Source organism: Epilithonimonas hungarica (assembly GCF_900102265.1).
GTDB classification, from domain to species: Bacteria; Bacteroidota; Bacteroidia; order Flavobacteriales; family Weeksellaceae; genus Epilithonimonas; species Epilithonimonas hungarica.
Map to the genome: position 1 here is coordinate 376,441 of NZ_FNBH01000004.1, position 22,365 is coordinate 398,805.

Genomic DNA, 22,365 nt, shown 5'->3' on the forward strand with positions numbered 1-22,365 from the left:
ACGAAAATACCCTTCAATTGAATAAGAAACAAGAAAAAGGATAACTGTATTATAGAAGATTTATGATTTTGATAGCTTATTTTGGGATTTATTTGTTTGATTTTCAGAATTATATATTTTCTGAGACCTTGTTTTTTAATAAGCTTCTTTTTTTATTGATCTTATTCAATTTTACTAGCAAAAAGATAATTATAGAACCTAAAAGCACTGAGGTCAATGATATGATTGTGATATATTTTTGATCGGTATATTTCTTTTCTTCTTCGTTTTGACTATTTTCTTGAAGTATTAACTTATTGACCCACTTTGCTGCATCGCGATTACTTTGTTCTACATTCATCAAAAAAATTTGCTCATAATAATCGTGTTTCTTAATATCATTCAGCTGTAGGAAATTTTCTGAAAGTAACTTAAAAACCTCATTTTCTATATCGTCTCTTGCAGGAGCATTCTTTCTTTTTTCCAATATATCAAAAAGTATTTCATTTGAAGGTCCCGGTTTTCCTTCAAGAGAAAGGATATTTGCCTGTCCCAGTGCAATGAACGATTCTTGTAGTTCTATAAATTGCGGTGGATACGGGCGTGATGACTCATTGGGGTTGATACTGGCGAGTTTTAAACTTTCTGAAGCCTCATTAAGCTTTTTTTGTTGTATCAGTGCATAAGCCCTGTTGAGGTAAGCTAACTTGATATTGATCTCTGCCAAAGGATTTTTTGAATTGACATATTGATTGATTGCCTTGTTGAAGTAAGAAAAGGCAATGTCGCTATCCAAGCTGTAGAAGTAATTCATTCCTTTCAGATAAAAAATATTTCCTTTAACTAGATTCAGAGAGTCGGAAATTTTCGGTGAAGACAATAGCAGTTCTGCCTGGTCCAGATAGATCCTTGTCTTCTCATTAAGCTGCAAAAATTGATAAGTATTCCCAAGGATGCCTAAAATTTTTATCTTGGTTACAACGTCATTTTTATTGTCAGCAATCTTCAAAGCGTCATTTCCATATCTGACAACATCAAGGGGATTTTGCAAAAGATTTGACGTATTGGTCAGTATAAAGAGAGCTTGCAGCTTGTCCTGGTGATTCAACATATTACTGTTATAGGCCTTTTTGGCAAGTTCAAATGATTCTTTTGGGTCAACAAGCATCAGCTTCTCGGCCTTCTTCAAAATGTCCTCATTCTTCCGCCCGTTTGCTCCGGCAAGAGTTCCCAAAAAAAATAATATTATTAAAATCCAATTCCTCATTCTTCTTTCTGTTTTAATAATTGAATATAGTTGGCAGGCGACATTCCTGTAACCGTTTTAAAAACTGCTGTAAAGGCGCTATGTGTTGAGAAACCGCTTTCTTCGGCCAGATATTTGATTTTATAACTTCTGTAGATGGGCTTATCCTTAAGCTTGTTGATAATGTAATTGATCCTTAATTCATTAATGTAGGCATTGAAGTTCTTTTGTTTGTGCGTATTAATAGTTTCGGATAAATATTTGGTATTGGTTTCCAGTTTTTTAGCAAGGCTTTGGAGAGAGATATCCGTTTTTATGTAATCCTCAGTATTCTCAAAATCATCCAGTTTTTTCAACAGTATATTCTCTGTCTTTTCAGAGATCGCCTGTTGCTGAGGTGCTTTTTTTTCCTTCAGCAAATTGATCCTGAGTATAAAGTTTTGATATTCTTTGACCTGGGAATTGATTTGAAAGAATCTTATCACAATCAATATTATGATCAGCGTTGAAATGCCAATGATTGAGAATAATATTTTTTTTCGGTTTTTCAGTAGAGATTCCTGTTCGGTCCTAAAATTATCTTCTAAAATGTTAAACCATTTGTTTTTTGCTGAAAATCGGGTTTGATTAAGTGCTTTTAACAATAGATCTTTCTTTTCAACAGTTTCCTTATAATTATCGTAAGCCTGCGTTTTGGCATATAATTTTGCCATTATATCATAATAGCAATATTTCAGGTTAAGATTGGTCGTTTGTTCAAGAGATTCTTTAGGAAGCTCAGAGATCATCTTTTTTGCAGCCTCCAGTTTATTATTATTGATCAAATAATTAGCATATACAATTTTGAATTGAAGGTCATTTTTATACAGATTATAAATATTTGTAAGAAAAAAACTGTCAGTAGGATCCTTGTCATGATCTGCAAGAAAACCCATCAGGTAAAGCAAGCTTTCTCTTGCTATCATAAGGTTGCAGGATTGTGCCTTTATCAAAATATTGGAAAGTTCTTGTTTACTTTCCACTGGTCTACTTTGATTCAACCGATTAAGAAAAGTCATTATTTCCTTAGAAAAGAGTATATCCTTGTCTTGCGAAGCTTTTATAAATTCGGAGTCATAGTAAATTCGAAGATAATATAGAATACTTTGTTTCAGTACAATAATATCCGGCGAGAGATTTTCATCAGAGGATGAGATCTTCTTTAGCGCATCTGTTAGATTATTTTGAAAAAACGATGATTTGATTCTGAGATAATCCAATTTCTGTTGTTCTTCAGAGTTTAACATAAAGTTTTTTTCAAGATAGTCTAAAACTTCTGAAGCCTTTTCGGGTGCAAGAGTCATCTCAAATCCAGCCTTCTGAAAAAGCTGTTTTTTTTCCTGGTCAATGGGTTTGCCAAAAACAAAAAGAATACAAAAGTTAAAAAGAAAAACAATCAGTTTCTTCACTGGTTTATTAATTGAATGATAAAATTATGTTTTTCTTTTGAAACCGCAATTTTTTATTGAAAATATTCATTCAAACAACTGTTAGGACAGGTTTCTATTTAAAGATATGATTGTTTAAGTTGATAATGTGTAATTAATTGTGTGACAGATTGTTGTAGTTGTTTTTATGATTGTCAAAATTACAGAATCTTTCTTGATTCTGTTAGTGATGTTGTTTAGAAATGCTGTAGGTCTTTATAATTTAGATGCCAGCAAGACCTGATCTATCTTCGGACACTCACTAGAATTATCATAAAAATAAATTAAACAGCATGAGAAAAATTAACTATTTTATTATTTTATTAAGCGGCTTAGTAACTGCGCAAACAACTTTTACATTGGTAAAGGATATCTATCCCGGTGCAGTGGGATCATCGCCATCCAATCTAACCATTTACAATGGCAAGCTTTATTTTTCGGCCAGTTCATTAGTTGATGGAGCTTCAATTGGTAATGAATTATGGGAAAGTGACGGGACAGAGGCCGGAACCAAACTGGTAGCAGATATTATTCCCGGAAACTCTTCATCGTCGCCTGCAGCATTATTTGTTTTCAATAACAAGATTTATTTCAGTGGTTCGAACGTTGTTAACGGTTCTAATGTTTCAGGACTTCTGCTTTCCTACGATGAGACCAATGGTGTACAAACCGTATCAACTGTGCCAAAATACAGCACCAGCTTTACCAAAGTTGGCGACCGGCTTTATTTTAAGTCGACCAACACATCGGTAACACCAAATACCCAAAGATTATACTTTATTGAGGGCGGTGCTCAGCCAGTGATCGCTGATGATAACCTTAATGTTAATACCATAGGTTTCGTAGGGAACAAGGTCATTGCAAATGCACAATTCGCCAATGCATCCAGCCCATTTTTAACACAACTCTTTGGCTTTGATGGTTCAACATCAAATCTTATTAAGGCAATAAACCCTTCCACATCGTCCTATCCGCAGTATTTTACGTACAGTGCAGCGCTGGGTAAAACATTTTTTAATGCCAACGGAGGCAACGGGGCAGAACCTTGGATGACGGATGGGACAGAAGCCGGAACGACTATTGTTAAAGATATTAATGTTTCTAGCGGTACTTCAGGTTCTGGTCCTATCAACTTTACGGAGTATAATGGTAAGGTCTATTTTTCAGCATCTGACGGGATTACAAGCGGTTCAGAGCTTTGGGTAACAGATGGTACAGAACAAGGTACTAAAATGCTAAAAGATATAGCACCGGGAACTGCTGGATCGTTCCCTGAGAAAATGGTTGTCTATAAAGATAAATTGTATTTCTTTGCGACTAATGCTTCCAACGTAAAGCAACTCTGGGAAACCGACGGCACAGAAGAGGGAACTAAAGCACTGGCATCAGTGGCCTCGGTATCAAGTTTTATCACTTACAATGATAAATTATATTTTTCCGGAAGAATCGGAAGTACGGATACCGTTGGAGTAGAGCTCTATCAGGTCAATTTGCCAACAGGGACTTTAAATATCTCTGAATCGAATGCAAAAACGCTAGTTTATCCTAATCCAACGACCGGAAATGTATTTGTTTCAAATATCAGCGAGGGGAACTTCGAGCTATTTGATTTATCTGGTAAACTTGTTCAAAGCGGTATCTTTAATAATAATAAGATCGTTATTGATCGTACAAGCGGCACATATATATTAAAAGTAAGATCTTCCGGTGGCAAACAGGCAAAACTGGTTACAAAACTAATAATAAAATAACGCTCATTACTTGCATTTATATTAATGGGTACAATGTAGAAAGAGTCTTTTAAGACTCTTTCTATTTTAAATACTAAAATATTCCATGACCAATTTTTAGCTATATGTAATACTCTTTAAATGATTTGTTAAAACGGCTTACAAGCTCTCATTCAAATAACATTTCAATACATTCTCCAAGAAAACATTCTTAGCATCATTGTAACACAGAAAAAAATAATAAATTAATTACTTATTTTTGTGAATCAATATGATGGACAGAATTAAGAAGATAAGAATGTTTTTCAGTGCACACCGCATTTTGCGGTTACTGTGTTTCTTTTTCTATGTTTTTTGTGCATCACAGACAAAAAACGATGTGGGCATCCTTAGGGAGGAAATTCTTGATAAGATGCAGTACGAAAACCATAATGTAGAAGACCTGATCAAATATTATTCTAAAATATCACCAAGTGATGCTCAAATTCTCAATATAAAGTTTCTGCTTCTAAAAGGGAAGTATGAAGAGGGCTTGAATAATATGTTTTTGCTGGAGAATTCTGCGAAAAAGGACAAAGGTTCGGAATTGTTTTTCCAGTATCAATGTCTTTACGGGCAGGTCTGTCAAATGCTTGGTCTGACAGGTGAAGTTGATAATGTAAGAAACAATTTGAATCATACCAAGTTTGCCAAAGCTACTGCTTTTACAGACCTGGCACTTGATAAAACAAGCTTTGAAATTTTTACGTTGGCCGATCGGGCAGCTATTCTGAGATCTGCTATAAAAAACTATAAAAGAACAAACAACGTCGTAGGATCGATTCAGTCCAATCTTTGGCTTGCAGAGACATTGGGAAATGATGACCCCGAATCAAAGATCGCTTTGGACTCGGCCTTGTCCTTATTTAAGAAATCGGATCCGGGAATTTATTACGCAATGCTGATTGACAATTATTTTTCAAAAATTTATTTGAAGCAAAATAATGCTCTGGCAGCATTCGATCTTTTGGAAAAATACCGGGATTCTGCTAAAGATATTTCCAATATGAATCTTAAGGCCGATTTTTATAGAAATCTTGCAACATCTTCAGCCAGGGTAGGAGATTTTAGTAATTTAGATCATATCAATAGATTTTACTTTACAATAGTAGAAGAGCAAAATGCAAAAAGAGCTGTAGCCAGGGCAATGCTTGTCAACCATATCAACAAAGTGAATGATGAAAAGCTGAAGTCACAGAAGTATTTGTTCAGAAAGATCTACATTACGATCTTTCTCGCTTTTATCTGTGGATTAGCCGTTGTTTACTTTTTGTATAGAAGTAAGAAAAAGAAAGCGGAAGAATCTGTGGTTGAAACAGATGCTAAAAACTTTGTAATACCGGACAAGACAGAAAAAAGGATTTTGAAAAAACTTGAAGAATTTGAGAATAAGCAGAAGTATATCCAGAAAAATGTTTCATTAAAAATGTTGGCGCAACAGTTTGACACCAATCCCAACTATCTTTCAGAGATTGTAAATAATCATAAAAACTCAAACTTCAATACGTACATCAATAACCTCAGAGTAGATTATATTGTTGAGAAAATCAGACAGGACCCGGAATATAGAAAATATAAGGTCAGTTATCTGGCAGACGAATGCGGTTTTTCCTCACACAGTCTTTTCACAAAGATATTTAAAAATCGAATGGACCTATCACCAACAGAGTTTCTTCAAACATTCAACGAATGATGAGATTGTTTAACATATTGTTTCTATTTGTCGGGCTCGCTGTGAGTGCGCAACCTTCAGGAAAAGACCACCAGACCGAAGGCGCCGCTGATTTGATTTTCAGCAATCCTGAAAAATCGGCCAGGATATCTGAGAAGGCGTTTCTCGATGCAAGAAATTACAATGAGAAAATAACAGCACTTTCTAGGCTTGTGAACGCTCAGATGGTTCTGGGAGATATCAGCCAGGTGATCAACAACTGCGTCAAAGGTATCAGTTTGTCTAAGGAAAAAAACGATAAAATAAACCAGATACGTTTTCTTTCGATGCTGGGAAATCAGTACCAGCAGCTCAATATGAACAATGAAGCGAAGAAAAATCTTGATGAGGCAGAAAATCTTATCAATGCAATAGATCTTCCTAAAGATCTCTTATTCATTAAAGGAAATGTTTATAACGTCAAGGGAATTGTATTTAAAAATGAACTGAATTGCGAGTTTGCGGTCAAATATTTTGATAAAGCTCTCGATGTTTATAACAAGCTACCATCCGAAGATGTAGTAACAACGAACAAGCTCCTGATCGATATTCAAAAAGCAGTCTGTCTTGAATCGCTTGGACATTCTGGAGAAGCTGAAAGTATCTATCAGATGATTCTAAAGAGCAACAATCCCGGAATTGGGTACAACAAATATTTTGCATCGGTAGGCCTGGCTGATATTTATCTCAAGAGAAACGAGGTGGATAAAGCAGATAAGGTATTACAAACCATCAACGTAAAGGAATTCAGTTCGTATGACTCAGAGCTTACAGGTTTTTTTTTCAAGTTAAAGGCACAGAGCAGTTACCTGAAGAGAGATTCGAAATCATATCTTTATTACTTTGAAAGATATAATGAAAATCTGATGCAGATCTCAAAATCTCAGAATCAGATCATTTCACGTTTGGTCAAAAATGAAAACCAAAATTTTTCTGAAGAAAGTAATAAAAGTTTAATGCGAAATGTGGTTGTATTTTTAATATTACTTATACTATTCTCAATATTTCTAATGTTTTTTCATCATTACTTACGAAAAAAGGCGATAATGTAGAAAATTATAAAAATTCAAATGTAAATATAAATGAAACAACGGATTACATATTATTTTACACTTTCATTTTTATGTAATTTTCGTAAATGTGACAGGATACTTCTGTTTTAATTACTTCAATATTGATAATTTAGAACTTTAAATTAATAAGATAAAAAATCTATAAAGTAAATTAAATTATAGATAATTTTTTCTGAAATCATTTTTAATAAGTTAATTAAGGTTAAATAATAATTATCAATATGAGAAAAATCAACTTTTTGGCAATTCTTTTAGGCGGGCTGCTTTCAGCACAGACAACTTTTACATTGGTGAAGGATATTAATCCTGGTACATCAAATTCGTCACCTTCTAATTTTGCGATTCTAAACGGGAAACTATATTTCAATGCTACGTACAGTCCCACCGGATCATCAATAGGAACCGAACTTTGGGAGAGCGATGGCACAGAAGACGGAACAAAGCTGGTAATGGATATCTATCCGGGTACTAGCTCTTCCGCACCTAGTAATCTATTTGCCTTCAATGACAAAATTTATTTTACAGGTAGTATGAGTGTGAACGGTACCAATACATCGGGACTTCTTCTTTCGTACAATGCGACAGAAGGCCTGCAAACTGTATCTTCTACTGCAAAGTTTGCAACGTATTTTACTAAAGTTGGAAATAAGTTGTATTTCAAAGCCAACAACACTGCTGTAACACCTAATACACAGAGAATGTTTTATCTGGATGAAAACTCACAAGCTGTCATTGCAGATGATAACACTACGGTCATGATGATCGGAACCGTTGGCACACAACTGATTGCCAATGCACAATATAAGACTGCAGCCAATCCTACCTGGTATCAGCTATTTAATTTTAATGGGGCATCATTCGATCTCTTAAAAAATATCAATACAAATGCTACTGCATATCCTCAAAATTTCTATTACAGCGCATCTCTGGGTAAAACCTTTTTTAGCGCCAATGGTGGTGAGGGTCAGGAGCTTTGGATGACAGATGGAACCGAGTCGGGGACAAAATTGGTTAAAGATATCAATACCTTTAGTGCGACAGCAGGCTCAAGCCCCAACAATTTCATAGAGTACAACGGCAAAGTATATTTTTCTGCATCGGATGGTTCCACCACAGGTACTGAATTGTGGGTGACGGACGGTACAGAACAAGGTACTAGTCTTGTAAAAGATTTGTTTCCAGGTACATCAAGCTCCTTTCCGGAAAAAATGGTTGTCTATGGCAATAAGCTGTATTTTCTTATGAGCAATACAGGAGGTGCCAGACAGCTTTGGGAAACAGACGGTACCGAGAATGGGACAAAACTAGTTGCGTCTTTAGCAACGGCATTCGGTATGATCGTATATAATGATAATTTGTATGTTGCAGCTAGGATCACAAATACAGATCAGGCAGGTATTGAACTTTACAAGGTCAACCTTGGCTCAGAAACACTTTCGGTCTCTGCAGATGCAACTAAAAAGCCGGTCATCTACCCAAATCCTTCCAAAGGAGAGATTAGAATCAGCAATGTATCTTCAGGTTCATTTGAATTGCTTGATACGACAGGTCGTCTGGTCAAAGCTGGGAAATTCAATGATAATAAAATCAACCTAAACTCAAAACCAGGAAACTATATTCTGAAAATCACTTCTGATGACAAGAAGGTTAACGCATCCAACAAGGTCATTGTACAATAATTAAAAAACATCCTTATGAAGAAAATAGTATTTACTCTTTTTATAGCCAATGCATTAGGCGCACAAAGCATTACATTACTGAAAGATATAAATCCGGGCGCAAACCCTTCCACACCTGCAGAATTTACCAAGTACAATGGAAAACTCTATTTCAATGCCAATAACCCCAATTATGGTACAGAGCTCTGGGCGACAGATGGAACTTCCGGAGGTACAGAAATTGTTGCAGATATCAATCCTGGGACCGCAAGCTCTCTGCCGATATCTTTGCTTAATTACGATGATAAGCTCTACTTTAAGACTTTATTAGGAGTTACCGGTCTATACTCTTATGACAGTACTGCGGGAGCTACAATAGTATCACCGGGAATGGGGACAGCTTCTAATTTTTTGTTGGCTGAAGGAAAGATCTTTTTTAGGCAAAACAGCAAATTAGCTTATTTCTATCAAGGTTCAATAACTGAGATCGATACACCTGTTGTGGTCAACGGGCAGATGGGAGCTGTGAATGGAAAGATCATTACTGGTGCATCTGCATCGTCAGCCACAAACAATTTACAATTGTACGTTTATGACGGAACTACCGTATCACTTTTAAAGGTCATCAATCCAAATAGTACTGCGAATCCTCAGAATTTCTTTTACAGCAGCGCTTATAATACATTGTTTTTTACAGCGGGCTCTAATACATCAGGATTTGAGCTTTGGAAGACTGACGGAACAGCAGAGGGAACAGTGCAGGTCAAGAATATCAATGCAGGTACATCAAGCTCGTTTCCAGGTAGCTTCAAACAGGTTGGGAACAAAGTGTTTTTTGCTGCTAACAATGGCACCAATGGGAATGAGTTGTGGATGACAGATGGAACAGAGGAGGGTACTGTGCTGGTAAAGGACGTAAATCCCGGATCAAATGCATCCAACCCGAACAATCTTACAGAACTTAACGGAAAGCTTTACTTTTTAGCAAGTGACGGGTCGGGAGAAGCGAGACTATGGGAAAGCGACGGTACGGCGGACGGAACAAAATTGACATTGGAACTAAAGCCAGGCTACACCAACTTTGTTCTTGGTAAAATGGAAGAGTATAACGGAGCGCTTTACCTTTCTGCAAAACTCAGTGTATCGCAAGGACAGGAGCTGTATAAAATAGACCTGCCCACACTTAACGTTGAAAATTACAACAAGAAAGAGATTGGCCTTTATCCCAATCCTACCAGCGGTGAATTATTCTTTACTGGTTTTGAGAAAGGTTCATACGAACTGTATGATCTGAATGGAAGCCTTATAAAGAAAGACGGCAATATCGTGAATGGTAAATTACAGCTAAACGTACCAAAAGGCAATTACATTCTTGTTACAAAGACTATTGAGGGTACTGTTAATACAAATAAGATAATTGTAAAATAATGAAAAGATCAATACTAATATTTTTGCTTCTGATTAGTGGCAGCATGGCAAAACTAGGTGCTCAGACCATTAACTTTCCTGATGAAAACTTTCTGGAATACCTGCTGCTATATACCAATATAGATGCTAACAATGACGGTGAAATACAAGTGAGTGAGGCGGAGGCATACACTGGAGATTTAACGATTACTCAAAAGATCAACAATGTTACAGGAATAGAGTATTTTAAAAATATATCATCACTTACATTTAATAAATCGCCGGTCAGCAATGTTAATCTTTCAAACAATAAGCAACTGACACAATTATTTGTTGAAGGATCAAATATTGGAAGTCTAGACCTTAGAATGAACAACAAGCTTGTAAACATGGACATTAAAAACAATGTGGCATTGACTCAGGTTCTATTGGGGCAGCATCCTAACTTGCAGTATGCCAGTCTAATGATCAATAGTATCGATACTATTGATTTAAGTCAATGTCCAATGCTTACAAATCTTTTTCTGGCATCCAACAATTTATCAAGCATTGATGTAACACATAATCCAAGGCTTGCAGAATTGAACCTGGGCGCCAATCATCTTACGTCCTTAGATCTTAGTAAAAATACCAGGCTGACTTATCTCCACCTGGGCGTTAACGCAATTCAGCAGCTCGATGTGTCGAATAATACATTATTGGATACCTTTATGATTCAGAATAATCCTATAACATCTATTGACATCAGTAAGCTTAAATTTCTGAGATCGTTTGTTATGGATGGAACAGGAATTACTGCAATTGACCTGACGCCGCATACAATGCTCCAGTTTTTCTATGCCAGCTACTCACAGCTTACTGAAGTAAATGCATCTAAAAACAATGCTCTTATATACGTCAACGCTGTTGAAAATCAAAAGATGAAATTTATCAACATCAAAAACGGTAATAATGCAAATGCAATCGGTTTTTTTGCTATTAATAGCCCAAACCTGAAATGCATACAGGTAGATGATGTTGAGTATAGTTCATCACAAGCGCTTTGGCAAAAAGATGCTACTGCGGTATATGCTACGGACTGCAGCATTATATTGGCAAGTAACGAAGTTCGAAATATTGTGAAGCCATCGGTTTATCCAAATCCTGCTTCAAATTATCTGTATCTGCAAAATGAGGTAAAAGAGGTCAGCGTTTTCAATACAGCAGGGCAAATAGTTGCCGGATACAAAAATACAAGAATGGTGGATATCAGTCATCTGCCTGTAGGCAATTATATTATTAAAATAATGGATTCTGCTGGTGTGACATCATCGCAAAAAATCATTAAAAATTAAGTATATATCTAATGAAATTAAATATACAAAATACAATTAGAGTTACAACGGCGGCAATAGCATTGATGGCTGGTAATTATACAAATGCTCAAAGCAATGACAGAGATATTATTGAACAATATCTTGCAGCTGGAAAAACTACATTTGGGAAGACTTTTGACATTATACACACATCTCAGAGAAAGAGTTCTGAAGGAACCATAACCAATATCCAGCAGACGTACAAAGGTGTGCCGATCTATGGGGCTATATCGTCCGTATTGATTCGTGAAAGTTCCGTAAAGTACATCTCTGACAATTTTATGTCGGTTCCGGAAAATGTATCTGTGACCAGACCTTCATTTGATATCAGAAAAGATTTTTCTTCTGTTTTATCTTCTGAAAAACTCAATGGTGATCTCAGCGACTATACTTTTGAAGGAAGGAAAAGTAATACAGTGGTTTCCAAATTGGTATATTTTCCAACAGAAAAGGGCGATCTTCAGCTATCTTATGCTCTAAACTTCTTCGAGAAGGGAACGAATAACTATTGGGATATTATTGTAGACGCCAATACAGGAAAAGTCATTGAAAAAACAAACCTGACTGTATCGTGCCAATTCCATGACCATAAATATTCTACTGAACATCAGTTAGACTTGGTGCCGCATAGGTCTGGAAATGAAACAATTTCTGAAAAATCAAATAATTATTCTTCTCTTGTTGACAACGCTTCGTATCGTGTTTATGCTTTCCCTGTAGAGTCTCCCAATTTCGGACAGCGAACTCTGGAGACCAATCCCTGGTTTCTGGATGCTTCTCCTCTGGGCTGGCAAAATGACGGTGACGAATCTTACAATATCACACGCGGAAATAATGCCTATGCCTATACCGACCTGAATGGTTCCAATGCTTTCGGAGCAAGTGCCAATGGAGGTTCACAAAAATTATTTGATTTTCCTCTGGATCTAAACATGCCGGTAAATTCCTATACAGATGCATCCATTACCAATCTGTTTTATGTCACCAATAAGATGCATGACATTTTTTACCGTTATGGATTTGACGAGGCCGGACGCAACTTTCAGTCAAACAATTTTGGAAAAGGGGAGCCATTCACGGATTTTGACCCTGTTTTGTCGGAATCCAGAGATGGCGCTTCGTTGAACAACGCCAACTTTGCGACACCTCAGGATGGCTTTTCGCCAAGAATGCAGATGTATCTCTGGCGTTATGGCTATTTGTTAAGCTATAATGCGCCAAGTGATCTGGTCGGAAGAAAACCCGAATCAGGATACAATGTTGATTTTGGAGGTGCTTTTCCAGTAAACTCGCCGCTCACTGCTGATGTTGCAATAGCAGCACCTGCAGATGGATGTACCAATCTTACCAATACAGATCTTACCGGGAAAATAGCGCTTATTCAAAGAGGAACCTGCAATTTTGATGTTAAATTCAAAAAAGCACAGGATAAAGGTGCAAAAGGTGTGATCATATATAATCCTACGCCATCGCAAACCATTATTAATATGAGCGGAACGGATGGTACTGTAACTATACCGGGAATATTGATTGATAACGAGGAAGGGGAACTGATAAAGTCCAAAATAGAAAATGGAACAACTGTCAATGTCAATTTAAAATATAACACTTTCGATATTGACGGTAGTCTGGATAATGGCGTTATCGCCCACGAATATACCCACGGAATATCTACAAGAAGTATAGGAAATGGCTACAGCTGCCTAAATACTGCTTATGCCAATGAACAAATGGGAGAAGGCTGGTCGGACTTTTTCGCTTTGATGGTAACCAATAAGGCTGATGCAACAGCAGCTCAGCCAAGGTCTACAGGATCGTTTGTTGCCAATCAAAAGGCAGACGGAGCAGGCATAAGACCTGCAAAATATTCGACTGATTTTTCAATCAACGACTATACCTATGGGGATACGAATGGTAAATATATTGATACGGGAAGTGGCTTGGCAGTAGATGTCCACGGAGTAGGCTTTATCTGGGCAACAATGCTTTGGGATCTGCACTGGAAATTCGCTGAGAAGTATGGCTTTTCCAATGATATAGCCAATAATCCGGACTCAGGAAGCGGAAAAGTAGTAAAACTTGTAATGGAAGCAATGAAGATACAAGGTTGTTATCCGAATTTTGTGAGTGGAAGAGATGCTGTCCTGGCGGCTGATGCCAATCTGAACAATGGTGAGAACAAATGTATGATCTGGGAGACATTTGCAAGAAGAGGTTTAGGATTTAATGCCAAAACAGGCCTTACCAGAGGAATATTGCCAAATGCTATATCGGACCAGATAGAAGATTTCACTGTTCCTTCAGAATGTTCGCTCGGAACTGCTGATGTATCTGTCGGTAAGAAAATTACATTGTATCCAAATCCGGCAAATAAAGAAGTTTTCATCAAAACAAATGCAGTGAAGATACTGGGTAAACTTAGAGTGTCAATATTTGATTTATCAGGAAGGAAAATAGATGAACAGATGATCGACCCTGATGCCAACCAGCCGGTAAATACTGCAGGCCTTCCAAGCGGTACTTACTTGATAAGTGGTGATGGGATCGGTGTTAATTTCAGTAGTAAATTGATTATCAATAAATAGCTAAAAAAACTAATTTAGTTCTGAGAAATCAATATAAAAATACATTATTTTTTCCCAGGACTCTTTATATAAAAGTACCTAAAACAGGGAATATTATAACCCTAAATAATAAACAAAAAGGCGCCACTGGTTCAAGAGTGGCGCCTTTTGGCTGTTTAAGGGGTAATTCTTAAAATACTTTTATATATAATTAGGCAGAATTGCATCGTTATTTTTTTATCAAATTTTCAACATAATTTTAAAATATACTTGTAATATATCTATCTACAGAAGGAAAGAATAATATAATACTTCCTTTTTGCTTTTATATTTTTGTATTTTAATAAAATATTGATGCCAGATCTTTAAAGTATGAATAATCCATCGCCTCAAGATGTCAAGAAAATATTTGACCCTTATTATAATGCAGATATCAGTATTTGGGAACGGTTTTCCGAAAAAATTCAGGTTCGTCATTTTTTTAGATCTGAAATCATAAAGGATTACAATTCTGTAGAAAAATATCTCAATATTATTGTTAAAGGTTCTGTGGCCCTTTTTGTGTGGAACGGTAATAAAGATGTGTGTATTAATCTACTTTATGAGCATAATTTTATGAGCGATTATCTTTCATTTTTGAATCAGAGGCCAACAGTTATCAAAACAGAGGCATTGGAGGATACAATTCTATGGTCTATCCATCATAAGGATCTCAATATGCTTTATTCTGCAAATGAAACAGGTCTTCGAATTGGTAAAGCTATTTCGGAGATCCTATATATCAGGAAACAAAGTGAACAGATCAATCTATTAACGAAAAGCCCGGAAGAACGTTATATAGGACTTATTACAGAACGGCCAGAGATCTTCCAGAGAACGCCGCTCAAAGTGATAGCTTCTTACCTGGGCCTGACTGCCGAAAGTCTTAGCCGTATCAGAAGAAGAATAGCTGACAAGTAAACAAAGCAGGTTATCGATTGTGCTTAAGTTGGATAACCATTGATAATGAGTGGTTTAACAGCAGCTTTGTTGAGGTCCCTGTTTTCAAATAAACGGATATAACAGAACTTACCCAAAGTCAATTTTAATGTCAATCCTTTCTTATAGATTTGAATTGTAATAAAATGCTATCTATGAAAAGTAAAATTAATATTGCAGCCATCATTGTATTTTATGCAATAGCTGCTTTGTTTAGGTTTTTGGCTGTAAAAACAGAGCTGCCAAGTATTATTGATAATGAATATTTAAAGATTCTGATCAGGGGTGTGGGGCCAACAGTAGCGGCATTGGTTGTATTCGTTTTTTTCAAAATCCCAAACACTATTTCTTTAAAGGGATCTTATAAGGATATTTTTGTTCCGTTTGCGGTTTACTGGATATTGCCGGCTGTTTTAATATCTCTCGTATACTATTTTCAAAATGGTAGTTTTCCCATAATTTTAATGTTTACAGTATTGTTATATGGTCTTTTGGAAGAGATCGGATGGCGGGGATTTCTCCAGGAACATTTAAGTCCTCTTCCCAAGATCTATTCGATTCTCATTATTGCAGTTCTTTGGTTTATCTGGCATCTGAATTTCGAGATGAGCTTACAGAATCTGGTTTTCTTCGGAATTATTGTCGCAGGAACCTGGGGAATAGGAAAAGTCTACGATAAAACCCATTCGCTTTTTGCAGTAACAGGCGTGCATTCGCTGAATAATTTTTTCAGAAATGGCCTTCATCAGACAGAATTGATCTTAATTGTTATCCTGCTTGCAATTTGGATAGGCTTTCTTATTCGCTATGATTCTTACAAAAAATATCAAGATATACAATAATACAAAATACTATGGATATGAACAAAAAGCTGCTTTTAACCAGCATTCTTCTTTTGTTATTGGTAAAAACTTTCGGGCAATCAAAAGAAAAGATAATCGATGATTATTTCAATGCATTGGTTGAAAACCAACAATTCAGTGGCAATGTTTTAGTCGTTGATAACAATAAGATTGTGTATGAAAGATCTTTCGGGTTTTCAGATCACGTAACCAAAGCGCCAAACACGCCCGGCATTACCTTTCCCATTGCCAGTATCTCAAAAATATTTACGGCAACGGCTATTCTACAGCTAAAGGAAAAAGGCTTGCTGAAAATAACAGACCCTGTTACAAAATATCTACCGGAGTTTCCTTATCCTGAAATAACGATCAGACATCTACTTTCACATACCTCTGGGCTTCCGCCTTATAATGCTTTTTTTGACAAAGAGAAAAAAGAAAGACCTGATAAAGTTTTCACCAACAAAGATTTTCTTCCCGGAGTTGTTGCAAACAAACAACCACTTGTTTACCGACCGGGAGAAAAAGGGAATTATGATAATATCAACTACCTTGTGCTGGCCCTTATCGTGGAAAAAGTATCGGGAAAAACCTATGAAAACTATATCAAAAAAAATATTCTTCAACCTGCGGGCATGAAAGAAACAGTGCTTTTCCCTTTACCGGAGCAGTTCAACAGAGCCGAAATAAAAAATTTTACATTTCCCCATGTCTATCTTCATTTGTATGATGATATCCCTACAAAATCCAATTCAATCCCTTATGTGAAAGAATACTGGCATTCCTATGGCTTTAGAGGATTTGCCGATTATGTAAGTACCATTCAGGATCTATGGAAGTTTGACAAAGCACTCTACGATAACACTTTGCTAAAACAAAAAACCTTGGAAGAAGCATTTGTCCCTGTAAAATTAAATAGCGGTAAAAATAATCCCGATGAGTTCGGATTGGGCTGGGAAATTGAAAAAGACTCTACGATGGGAAAGCTGGTGTATCACAGCGGAGCTGCAATGGGCTTGAGTTCCAATATCCTTAGAAACGTCAACAGACATCAAACTGTTATCCTATTTGATAATGCTCATTTCAATGCCCACGAAAACGCTACGAAGGTCATGATGCTTCTAAACGGCAAAAAAGTGGATACGCCCAAAAAAAGCATTGCCAAGATCTATGGAAATATTTTATATAACAAAGGGGCAACAGAAGCGAGAGAGATTTTGGAAAGCATAAAAAAAGATTCGCTTAATTACTATCTGAGTGAGAATGAAATGAATGCTCTCGGATATGATTTTATTGGAAGTAACAATCCTTATCATTTGCCTGAGAAACATTTCTATAAACAAGCTATTGAAACATTCAAAACGAATGCTGATCTGTTCCCCAACAGCTGGAATGCCTATGATAGTTATGCCGAAGCACTCTTGGTCAACGGACAAAAAGAAGAAGCCATCAAAATGTATCGGAAATCAATCGAACTGAATCCCGATAACAAAAATGGAAAAAAAGTGCTGGAAGGACTTCTGGAAAAGCAGAAAAATTAATAAATATCTAAGATAGTATTACGCTTCAATCATCTTATAGAGTATGACAATGACCGATCTATCAAAACAAGAAAATTATTCTATCAAAACGGTATTAATAATTATAATATGGATAAGTTCAACGCTGAACGTCTTTGGACAGACAAAGGCGCTTAAACCTGATCGGAAGTATCCGGCGGATAGCTTACGTCAATGGACGACAGGATTAATGGACGAGATCAGTAAAAAACATCCCGGATTCTACAGATATACTGATAAAGAAAAATTTGGATTGTTGATTGATTCCACTCGACAGAGCATTCAGGATTCTTTAACCCAACTCCAATATTACAGGAAGCTGAAACCTTTGTTTGCTAAGATCGGATGCCTCCACACCGGAATTGAGCTGCCGGAAGAATCTAAAACTTATCTTAATACTTCCAATAACCTACTTCCGCTGGAACTTTTTGTAGACGCTAAAACTCATAAAGTACTGGTTTCAAAAAATTACTCAGACAACAAAAATATTCAGATAGGTGGGGAAGTGGTTTCAATTAATGAAACTCCAATTTCAGTGATATTAAATAAATTGCTCGATGCTATTCCATCAAACGGATATAACCAAACAGAAAAAATCCTCTTGCTGAATTACAGGTTTCCATTTTGGTATCAGGAAATAATAGATGCGCCCCAAGTTTTTAAAGTGGTTTTGAAATTAGAAGGCATTGAACAAACCTTCGAGTTAAATGGTGCTTCCAAAGGTGTGTTTCCTTCCTTGGAACGGCTTGAGAAGAATTATAATTTGCCACTAGAGTTCGAGGTGAAAAATGGAATTGCTATTTTAAAAATTCATTCCTTTGCCGATACAGCCATAAAGCAAAGCGGGCAGAATTTTAAGAAATTTATCAAGGAAGTATTCCAGACCTTACAACAGCAGAATATTAAGAATCTTATCATTGATGTACGGGACAATACAGGAGGAACGGATGATAATGCGGCTTTGCTGTCATCCTTCTTTTTTGACAAGACATTCAGATACTGGGATAAGATCGAAGTTACAGAAGCTGTCGCGAAAGAAATTAAGGGCGTCAACAAGATGTTCTACAAGAAACCTGAAGAAAATAACGGACTGTATCTCTGGAAAAAATCCTGGATCACAAAAGAGTTCGATTACTACGAACCACAGGAACCTGCCAAAATGAATTTTAGGGGGAATAGCTATCTTTTAACCAACGGTCTGTGCCTTTCATCCTGTGCTGATTTTACGGCTGTGATGTCATACAACAAAAAAGCTGTAGTGGTCGGGCAGGAGACAGGCGGGGGTTATCAAGGCAATACAAGCGGGATGTTGAGCAAGGCTACAATTCCAACCGGGCTTGTCATTAGTATACCTTTACAGAAATACACCAATGCGGTCGACCTGAATAAAAACTTTGGCCGGGGTACGATACCGAATCACGAAACAGCAACTACATTCGAAAATTGGATCAATAAGGAAGATGTGGAAATGGATTATGCTATTCAATTAATTAATAAAAAGTAACTGATTTCAGACATATGCGATAAAGCCTAATATTATAAAATCAGAAATGTAATAGTTCTGAAATGATAATTGTCTTAATTATAAACTAAAAATCACAGAACCTATTTCCTATTCTGAGGCGATAAAATGTTGAAAGATTTATATAAGTAAAATTAATTAATCAAAAAAATTAATATGAAACAATTAAAAAACATTCTAATTATTGGTTTCTGCTTGTTAATAGCAACATTGACCCAGGCTCAGAAAAAATCGAATCGGCTAATCAATGATTTTATGAAGGTTGAAGGAAACTGGACAGGACAATTAACCTATCTGGATTACAGCTCTGGAAAACCTTACACGATGTCTGCGGAACTTGAGATAAAAAGAATTCCCAATACCAATGAGTTTCTTTTCGTACATACTTACCCCAAAGAAAAAAGTGCTAATAAAACCGATACCATTACCATTTCAAAAGATGGACAATACATTGGTAAAGAAAAGCTAGTTTCCAGGACAAAACTTCCTAAAGGCAATATGAGAATCATCACCGAAAAAGAAGGCAAGGATGGAAATGATGGCAAGAAAGCAACCATAAGACAGACTTACATATTAGGCAATACGTCGTTCTCCACACAGAAAGATGTCCTTTTTTCCGGAGAAACTACATGGATTAAAAGACATGAATATGTTTACAAAAAACAGCATGATTAATCTAAGCTCAGAAAGCCATCAATGATTTTAAAAACGGACAGTAAATGATACAGAAAAACATTTTGATGGGCTTATTCATTTTTATTGGACAACTTTTTTTTGCTCAAAATAATGAGCAGCCAAAGATTGACAGTTTAACAAAAATAGAAGTTGTAAACAGCATTTGTAATTCGCTGACCAATAACTATGTTTTCCCTGATAAGGCAAAAGTGATGTCAGACTTTTTGAAGCAACAAACTCAAAACAATATATTTAGTTCTATCACAGACCCAAACCAATTCGCCAATGAGATTCAAAAAACACTTCGCTCTGTAAACAAAGACAATCATTTGCGAATTGAATATAATCCCCGATTAGAAAAAGACATTATAAAATTCCTTGATAATAAAAAAGGTTCAAATGCAATTTTAGCAGACCAAATTAAAAAAGATGAAAAACAAAATTTCTATTTTAAAAAGTTAGAAATTCTACCTTCAAATATGGGCTATATTGAATTTACAAACTTTGCTATTCCCAGTCCTTCTACAAGAAAAACAGTACATTCAGCAATGCAGTTTATTTCCCATACTGACGGATTGATCATTGATTTAAGAAATAATTTCGGAGGTAATGGTAAAATGTCAGAAGAAATCCTAAGTTACTTTTTTCCTGTAAAAACGTACACAGGGAAAACCTATAACAGAATCGAAAATAAATGGACAGATTCTTATGTTGAAAATAAAAAGGAAATAACAAACGGCTTAAAACTAAAAATGCCTCTGTACATACTAATCAGCAACAGAACCTTTTCAGCAGCCGAAAGTTTTGCCTATACTTTACAAAGTATAAAAAAGGCTGTTATCATTGGCAATACATCACGAGGCGGTGCCCATGCAACAAGAAGTTTCGGCATAGGGAATGGCTTTGTAGCATTTATTCCCTATTTACGCGGAGAAAATGTGACTACAAAAACTGATTGGGAGGGCGTTGGTGTAATTCCTGACATTAAAACAGAAGACAACAATTGTATTTTGACTGCTCAAAATCACTTCCTGAATCAAAAGCTATTGACCGAAAAAGATGAAAATGAGAAAAGGAAAATCAATTGGCAGATCAATTTTAATAAATCAAAATCGTCGGCAGTAGTTATCAATGTAACAGAGGCAACCAGGTTTACAGGACAATTTTCGGAGTTTGAAGTTACGCTTTCGGGCAATCAGCTGATGTTTAGGGACACCAATCAAAAAAGTAATGAACCAAGAAAAGCAATAGCCATAACAGCTAATTTATTCCAGATAGACACTGATTATCAAGTAGAGTTTATAACTGACAGCAACGATATATGTAACACTATTAAAATGTATTGGGATGATGGGTATGTGGAAACTATCGATAGGACAAAATAAAATGAAGCCAGATATCATACATATTGTACAAAGCCTTAAACCGAATTTATGAATCTATCAACAATAAAATAAAAGATTTATATAATATGAGACATTTTTATTTCATTTTCTTTTTAATATTAATGGGATGCCAGACTACGAGTCAAACTCCAGCTGAAGTGATTAAAAACTATTACCGAAAAGGAAAATTCAATGGAAGCATATTGATTGCTCAAAATGATAAAGTCATTGTGGATACTGTTTTTGGCTATCGGGATTTACATAACAAAACGGTACTGAAAAAAGAAACCCCGTTTTATATCGCCTCATTAAGTAAATCTTTCACTGCCATTGCCATTTTTCAACTGGTGGAAAAAGGACTTCTTTCATTCGATAATAATGCCGTAAATTTTGTTGATAATCTTCCTGCCTACGCCCAACATATTACCATAAAGCAATTGCTGAATCACACCTCAGGAATAAGGGATTATGAAAATAAGCTCACTCAAAAAGGTTTGACTAATAATGATGTTATCCATTGGCTTCAAAATCAGGATGGATTAGCTTTCAAACCCGGAACTAAATTTCAATATAGCAATTCTGGTTACATTATCCTGTCTTTAATTATCGAAAAGATTTCCGGTATGACCTATGCCCAATTTTTGAAAGAAAATATTTTCAACTCTCTGCAAATGAACCATACCACAGTTTATGAATCAAATACAGTCATTTCCGATAAAGCTATAGGGTATAACAAGGATAAAAAAATGGATGATTATTATATTCTTACGACAGGAGACGGAGGCATTTATGCTACGGCAGAAGACCTTTATAAATTTGACAGAGCTTTAAGAAACAATCAATTATTATCAGAAGAAAGCACCAAATTACTGTATGAGAAACCCATTTTGGAAGACGGTACCCATTCTGAATATGGTTCAGGCTGGTTTATCGAGAGAGCTGCCGGGACGATGATTGCCCAACATACGGGTGGATTGGCGGGTTTCAGAAGCCTGTTCTGGAGAGATCTGAAAAACGGCAATACTATCATTGCATTGACCAATCAGGGGGATGCTTTTCCTGTATTTGATTTTCTGAACAACATAAAAAAAACTTTGAAGTAACAGGTGTCGGAATAAAATGAAAATTAAATAGCAATCTGTAAACTGTTAATAGATTTTCAACTCAAAAAAATAA

At 36.0% G+C, this 22,365-nt stretch carries 16 protein-coding genes; 14 read left to right on the top strand and 2 right to left on the bottom strand.

Annotated features, from left to right (window positions below):
- Positions 1-109: 109 nt before the first annotated feature.
- Entirely contained in the window at positions 110-1,246 is a 1,137-nt protein-coding gene (locus BLT30_RS16495) for a hypothetical protein (RefSeq protein ID WP_089874661.1), read from the bottom strand.
- On the bottom strand, positions 1,243-2,673 hold the full coding sequence (locus tag BLT30_RS16500; RefSeq protein ID WP_089874662.1) for a helix-turn-helix domain-containing protein: 1,431 nt from the start codon (positions 2,671-2,673) through the stop codon (positions 1,243-1,245). Before BLT30_RS16500 ends, BLT30_RS16495 begins: the two co-directional genes overlap by 4 nt.
- 311 nt (positions 2,674-2,984) lie before the next feature.
- Between BLT30_RS16500 and BLT30_RS16505 the strand changes: the two genes are divergently transcribed.
- The 14 genes from BLT30_RS16505 to BLT30_RS16570 all read left to right on the top strand — a co-directional run bounded on the left by BLT30_RS16505 (position 2,985) and on the right by BLT30_RS16570 (position 22,292).
- Entirely contained in the window at positions 2,985-4,442 is a 1,458-nt protein-coding gene (locus BLT30_RS16505) for an ELWxxDGT repeat protein (protein ID WP_089874663.1), read from the top strand.
- 391 nt (positions 4,443-4,833) lie between these two features.
- Positions 4,834-6,153, top strand: a complete 1,320-nt coding sequence (locus tag BLT30_RS16510) for a helix-turn-helix domain-containing protein (RefSeq protein ID WP_175487218.1) — start codon at positions 4,834-4,836, stop codon at positions 6,151-6,153.
- Positions 6,150-7,223, top strand: a complete 1,074-nt coding sequence (locus tag BLT30_RS16515) for a tetratricopeptide repeat protein (protein WP_139166698.1) — start codon at positions 6,150-6,152, stop codon at positions 7,221-7,223. Before BLT30_RS16510 ends, BLT30_RS16515 begins: the two co-directional genes overlap by 4 nt.
- A 242-nt stretch (positions 7,224-7,465) precedes the next feature.
- The gene (locus BLT30_RS16520; RefSeq protein ID WP_089874666.1) at positions 7,466-8,923 is read left to right on the top strand and encodes an ELWxxDGT repeat protein; all 1,458 of its coding nucleotides are present in this window, start codon (positions 7,466-7,468) and stop codon (positions 8,921-8,923) included.
- Positions 8,924-8,938: 15 nt separating this feature from the next.
- The gene (locus BLT30_RS16525) at positions 8,939-10,330 is read left to right on the top strand and encodes an ELWxxDGT repeat protein (RefSeq protein ID WP_089874667.1); all 1,392 of its coding nucleotides are present in this window, start codon (positions 8,939-8,941) and stop codon (positions 10,328-10,330) included.
- A complete protein-coding gene (locus tag BLT30_RS16530; RefSeq protein WP_089874668.1) occupies positions 10,330-11,643 on the top strand; it encodes a T9SS type A sorting domain-containing protein in 1,314 nt (437 codons plus the stop codon). The genes BLT30_RS16525 and BLT30_RS16530 overlap by 1 nt, the downstream gene beginning before the upstream one ends.
- 11 nt (positions 11,644-11,654) lie before the next feature.
- Positions 11,655-14,249, top strand: a complete 2,595-nt coding sequence (locus tag BLT30_RS16535) for a T9SS-dependent M36 family metallopeptidase (protein WP_089874669.1) — start codon at positions 11,655-11,657, stop codon at positions 14,247-14,249.
- A gap of 351 nt (positions 14,250-14,600) precedes the next feature.
- Positions 14,601-15,188, top strand: a complete 588-nt coding sequence (locus BLT30_RS16540; RefSeq protein WP_089874670.1) for a Crp/Fnr family transcriptional regulator — start codon at positions 14,601-14,603, stop codon at positions 15,186-15,188.
- A 173-nt stretch (positions 15,189-15,361) separates the two neighbouring features.
- Entirely contained in the window at positions 15,362-16,048 is a 687-nt protein-coding gene (locus BLT30_RS16545; RefSeq protein ID WP_089874671.1) for a CPBP family intramembrane glutamic endopeptidase, read from the top strand.
- Positions 16,049-16,065: 17 nt separating this feature from the next.
- On the top strand, positions 16,066-17,589 hold the full coding sequence (locus BLT30_RS16550) for a serine hydrolase (RefSeq protein WP_175487219.1): 1,524 nt from the start codon (positions 16,066-16,068) through the stop codon (positions 17,587-17,589).
- 49 nt (positions 17,590-17,638) lie between these two features.
- Entirely contained in the window at positions 17,639-19,111 is a 1,473-nt protein-coding gene (locus BLT30_RS16555; RefSeq protein ID WP_175487220.1) for a S41 family peptidase, read from the top strand.
- Positions 19,112-19,285: 174 nt separating this feature from the next.
- Positions 19,286-19,804, top strand: coding sequence for a hypothetical protein (locus BLT30_RS16560; protein WP_089874674.1), 519 nt, complete (start codon positions 19,286-19,288; stop codon positions 19,802-19,804).
- 44 nt (positions 19,805-19,848) lie between these two features.
- On the top strand, positions 19,849-21,189 hold the full coding sequence (locus BLT30_RS16565) for a S41 family peptidase (RefSeq protein WP_089874675.1): 1,341 nt from the start codon (positions 19,849-19,851) through the stop codon (positions 21,187-21,189).
- Positions 21,190-21,311: 122 nt separating this feature from the next.
- Positions 21,312-22,292: a serine hydrolase domain-containing protein gene (locus tag BLT30_RS16570; protein ID WP_175487221.1), complete on the top strand. Its 981-nt coding sequence runs from the start codon at positions 21,312-21,314 to the stop codon at positions 22,290-22,292.
- The last annotated feature ends 73 nt before the right edge of the window (positions 22,293-22,365 follow it).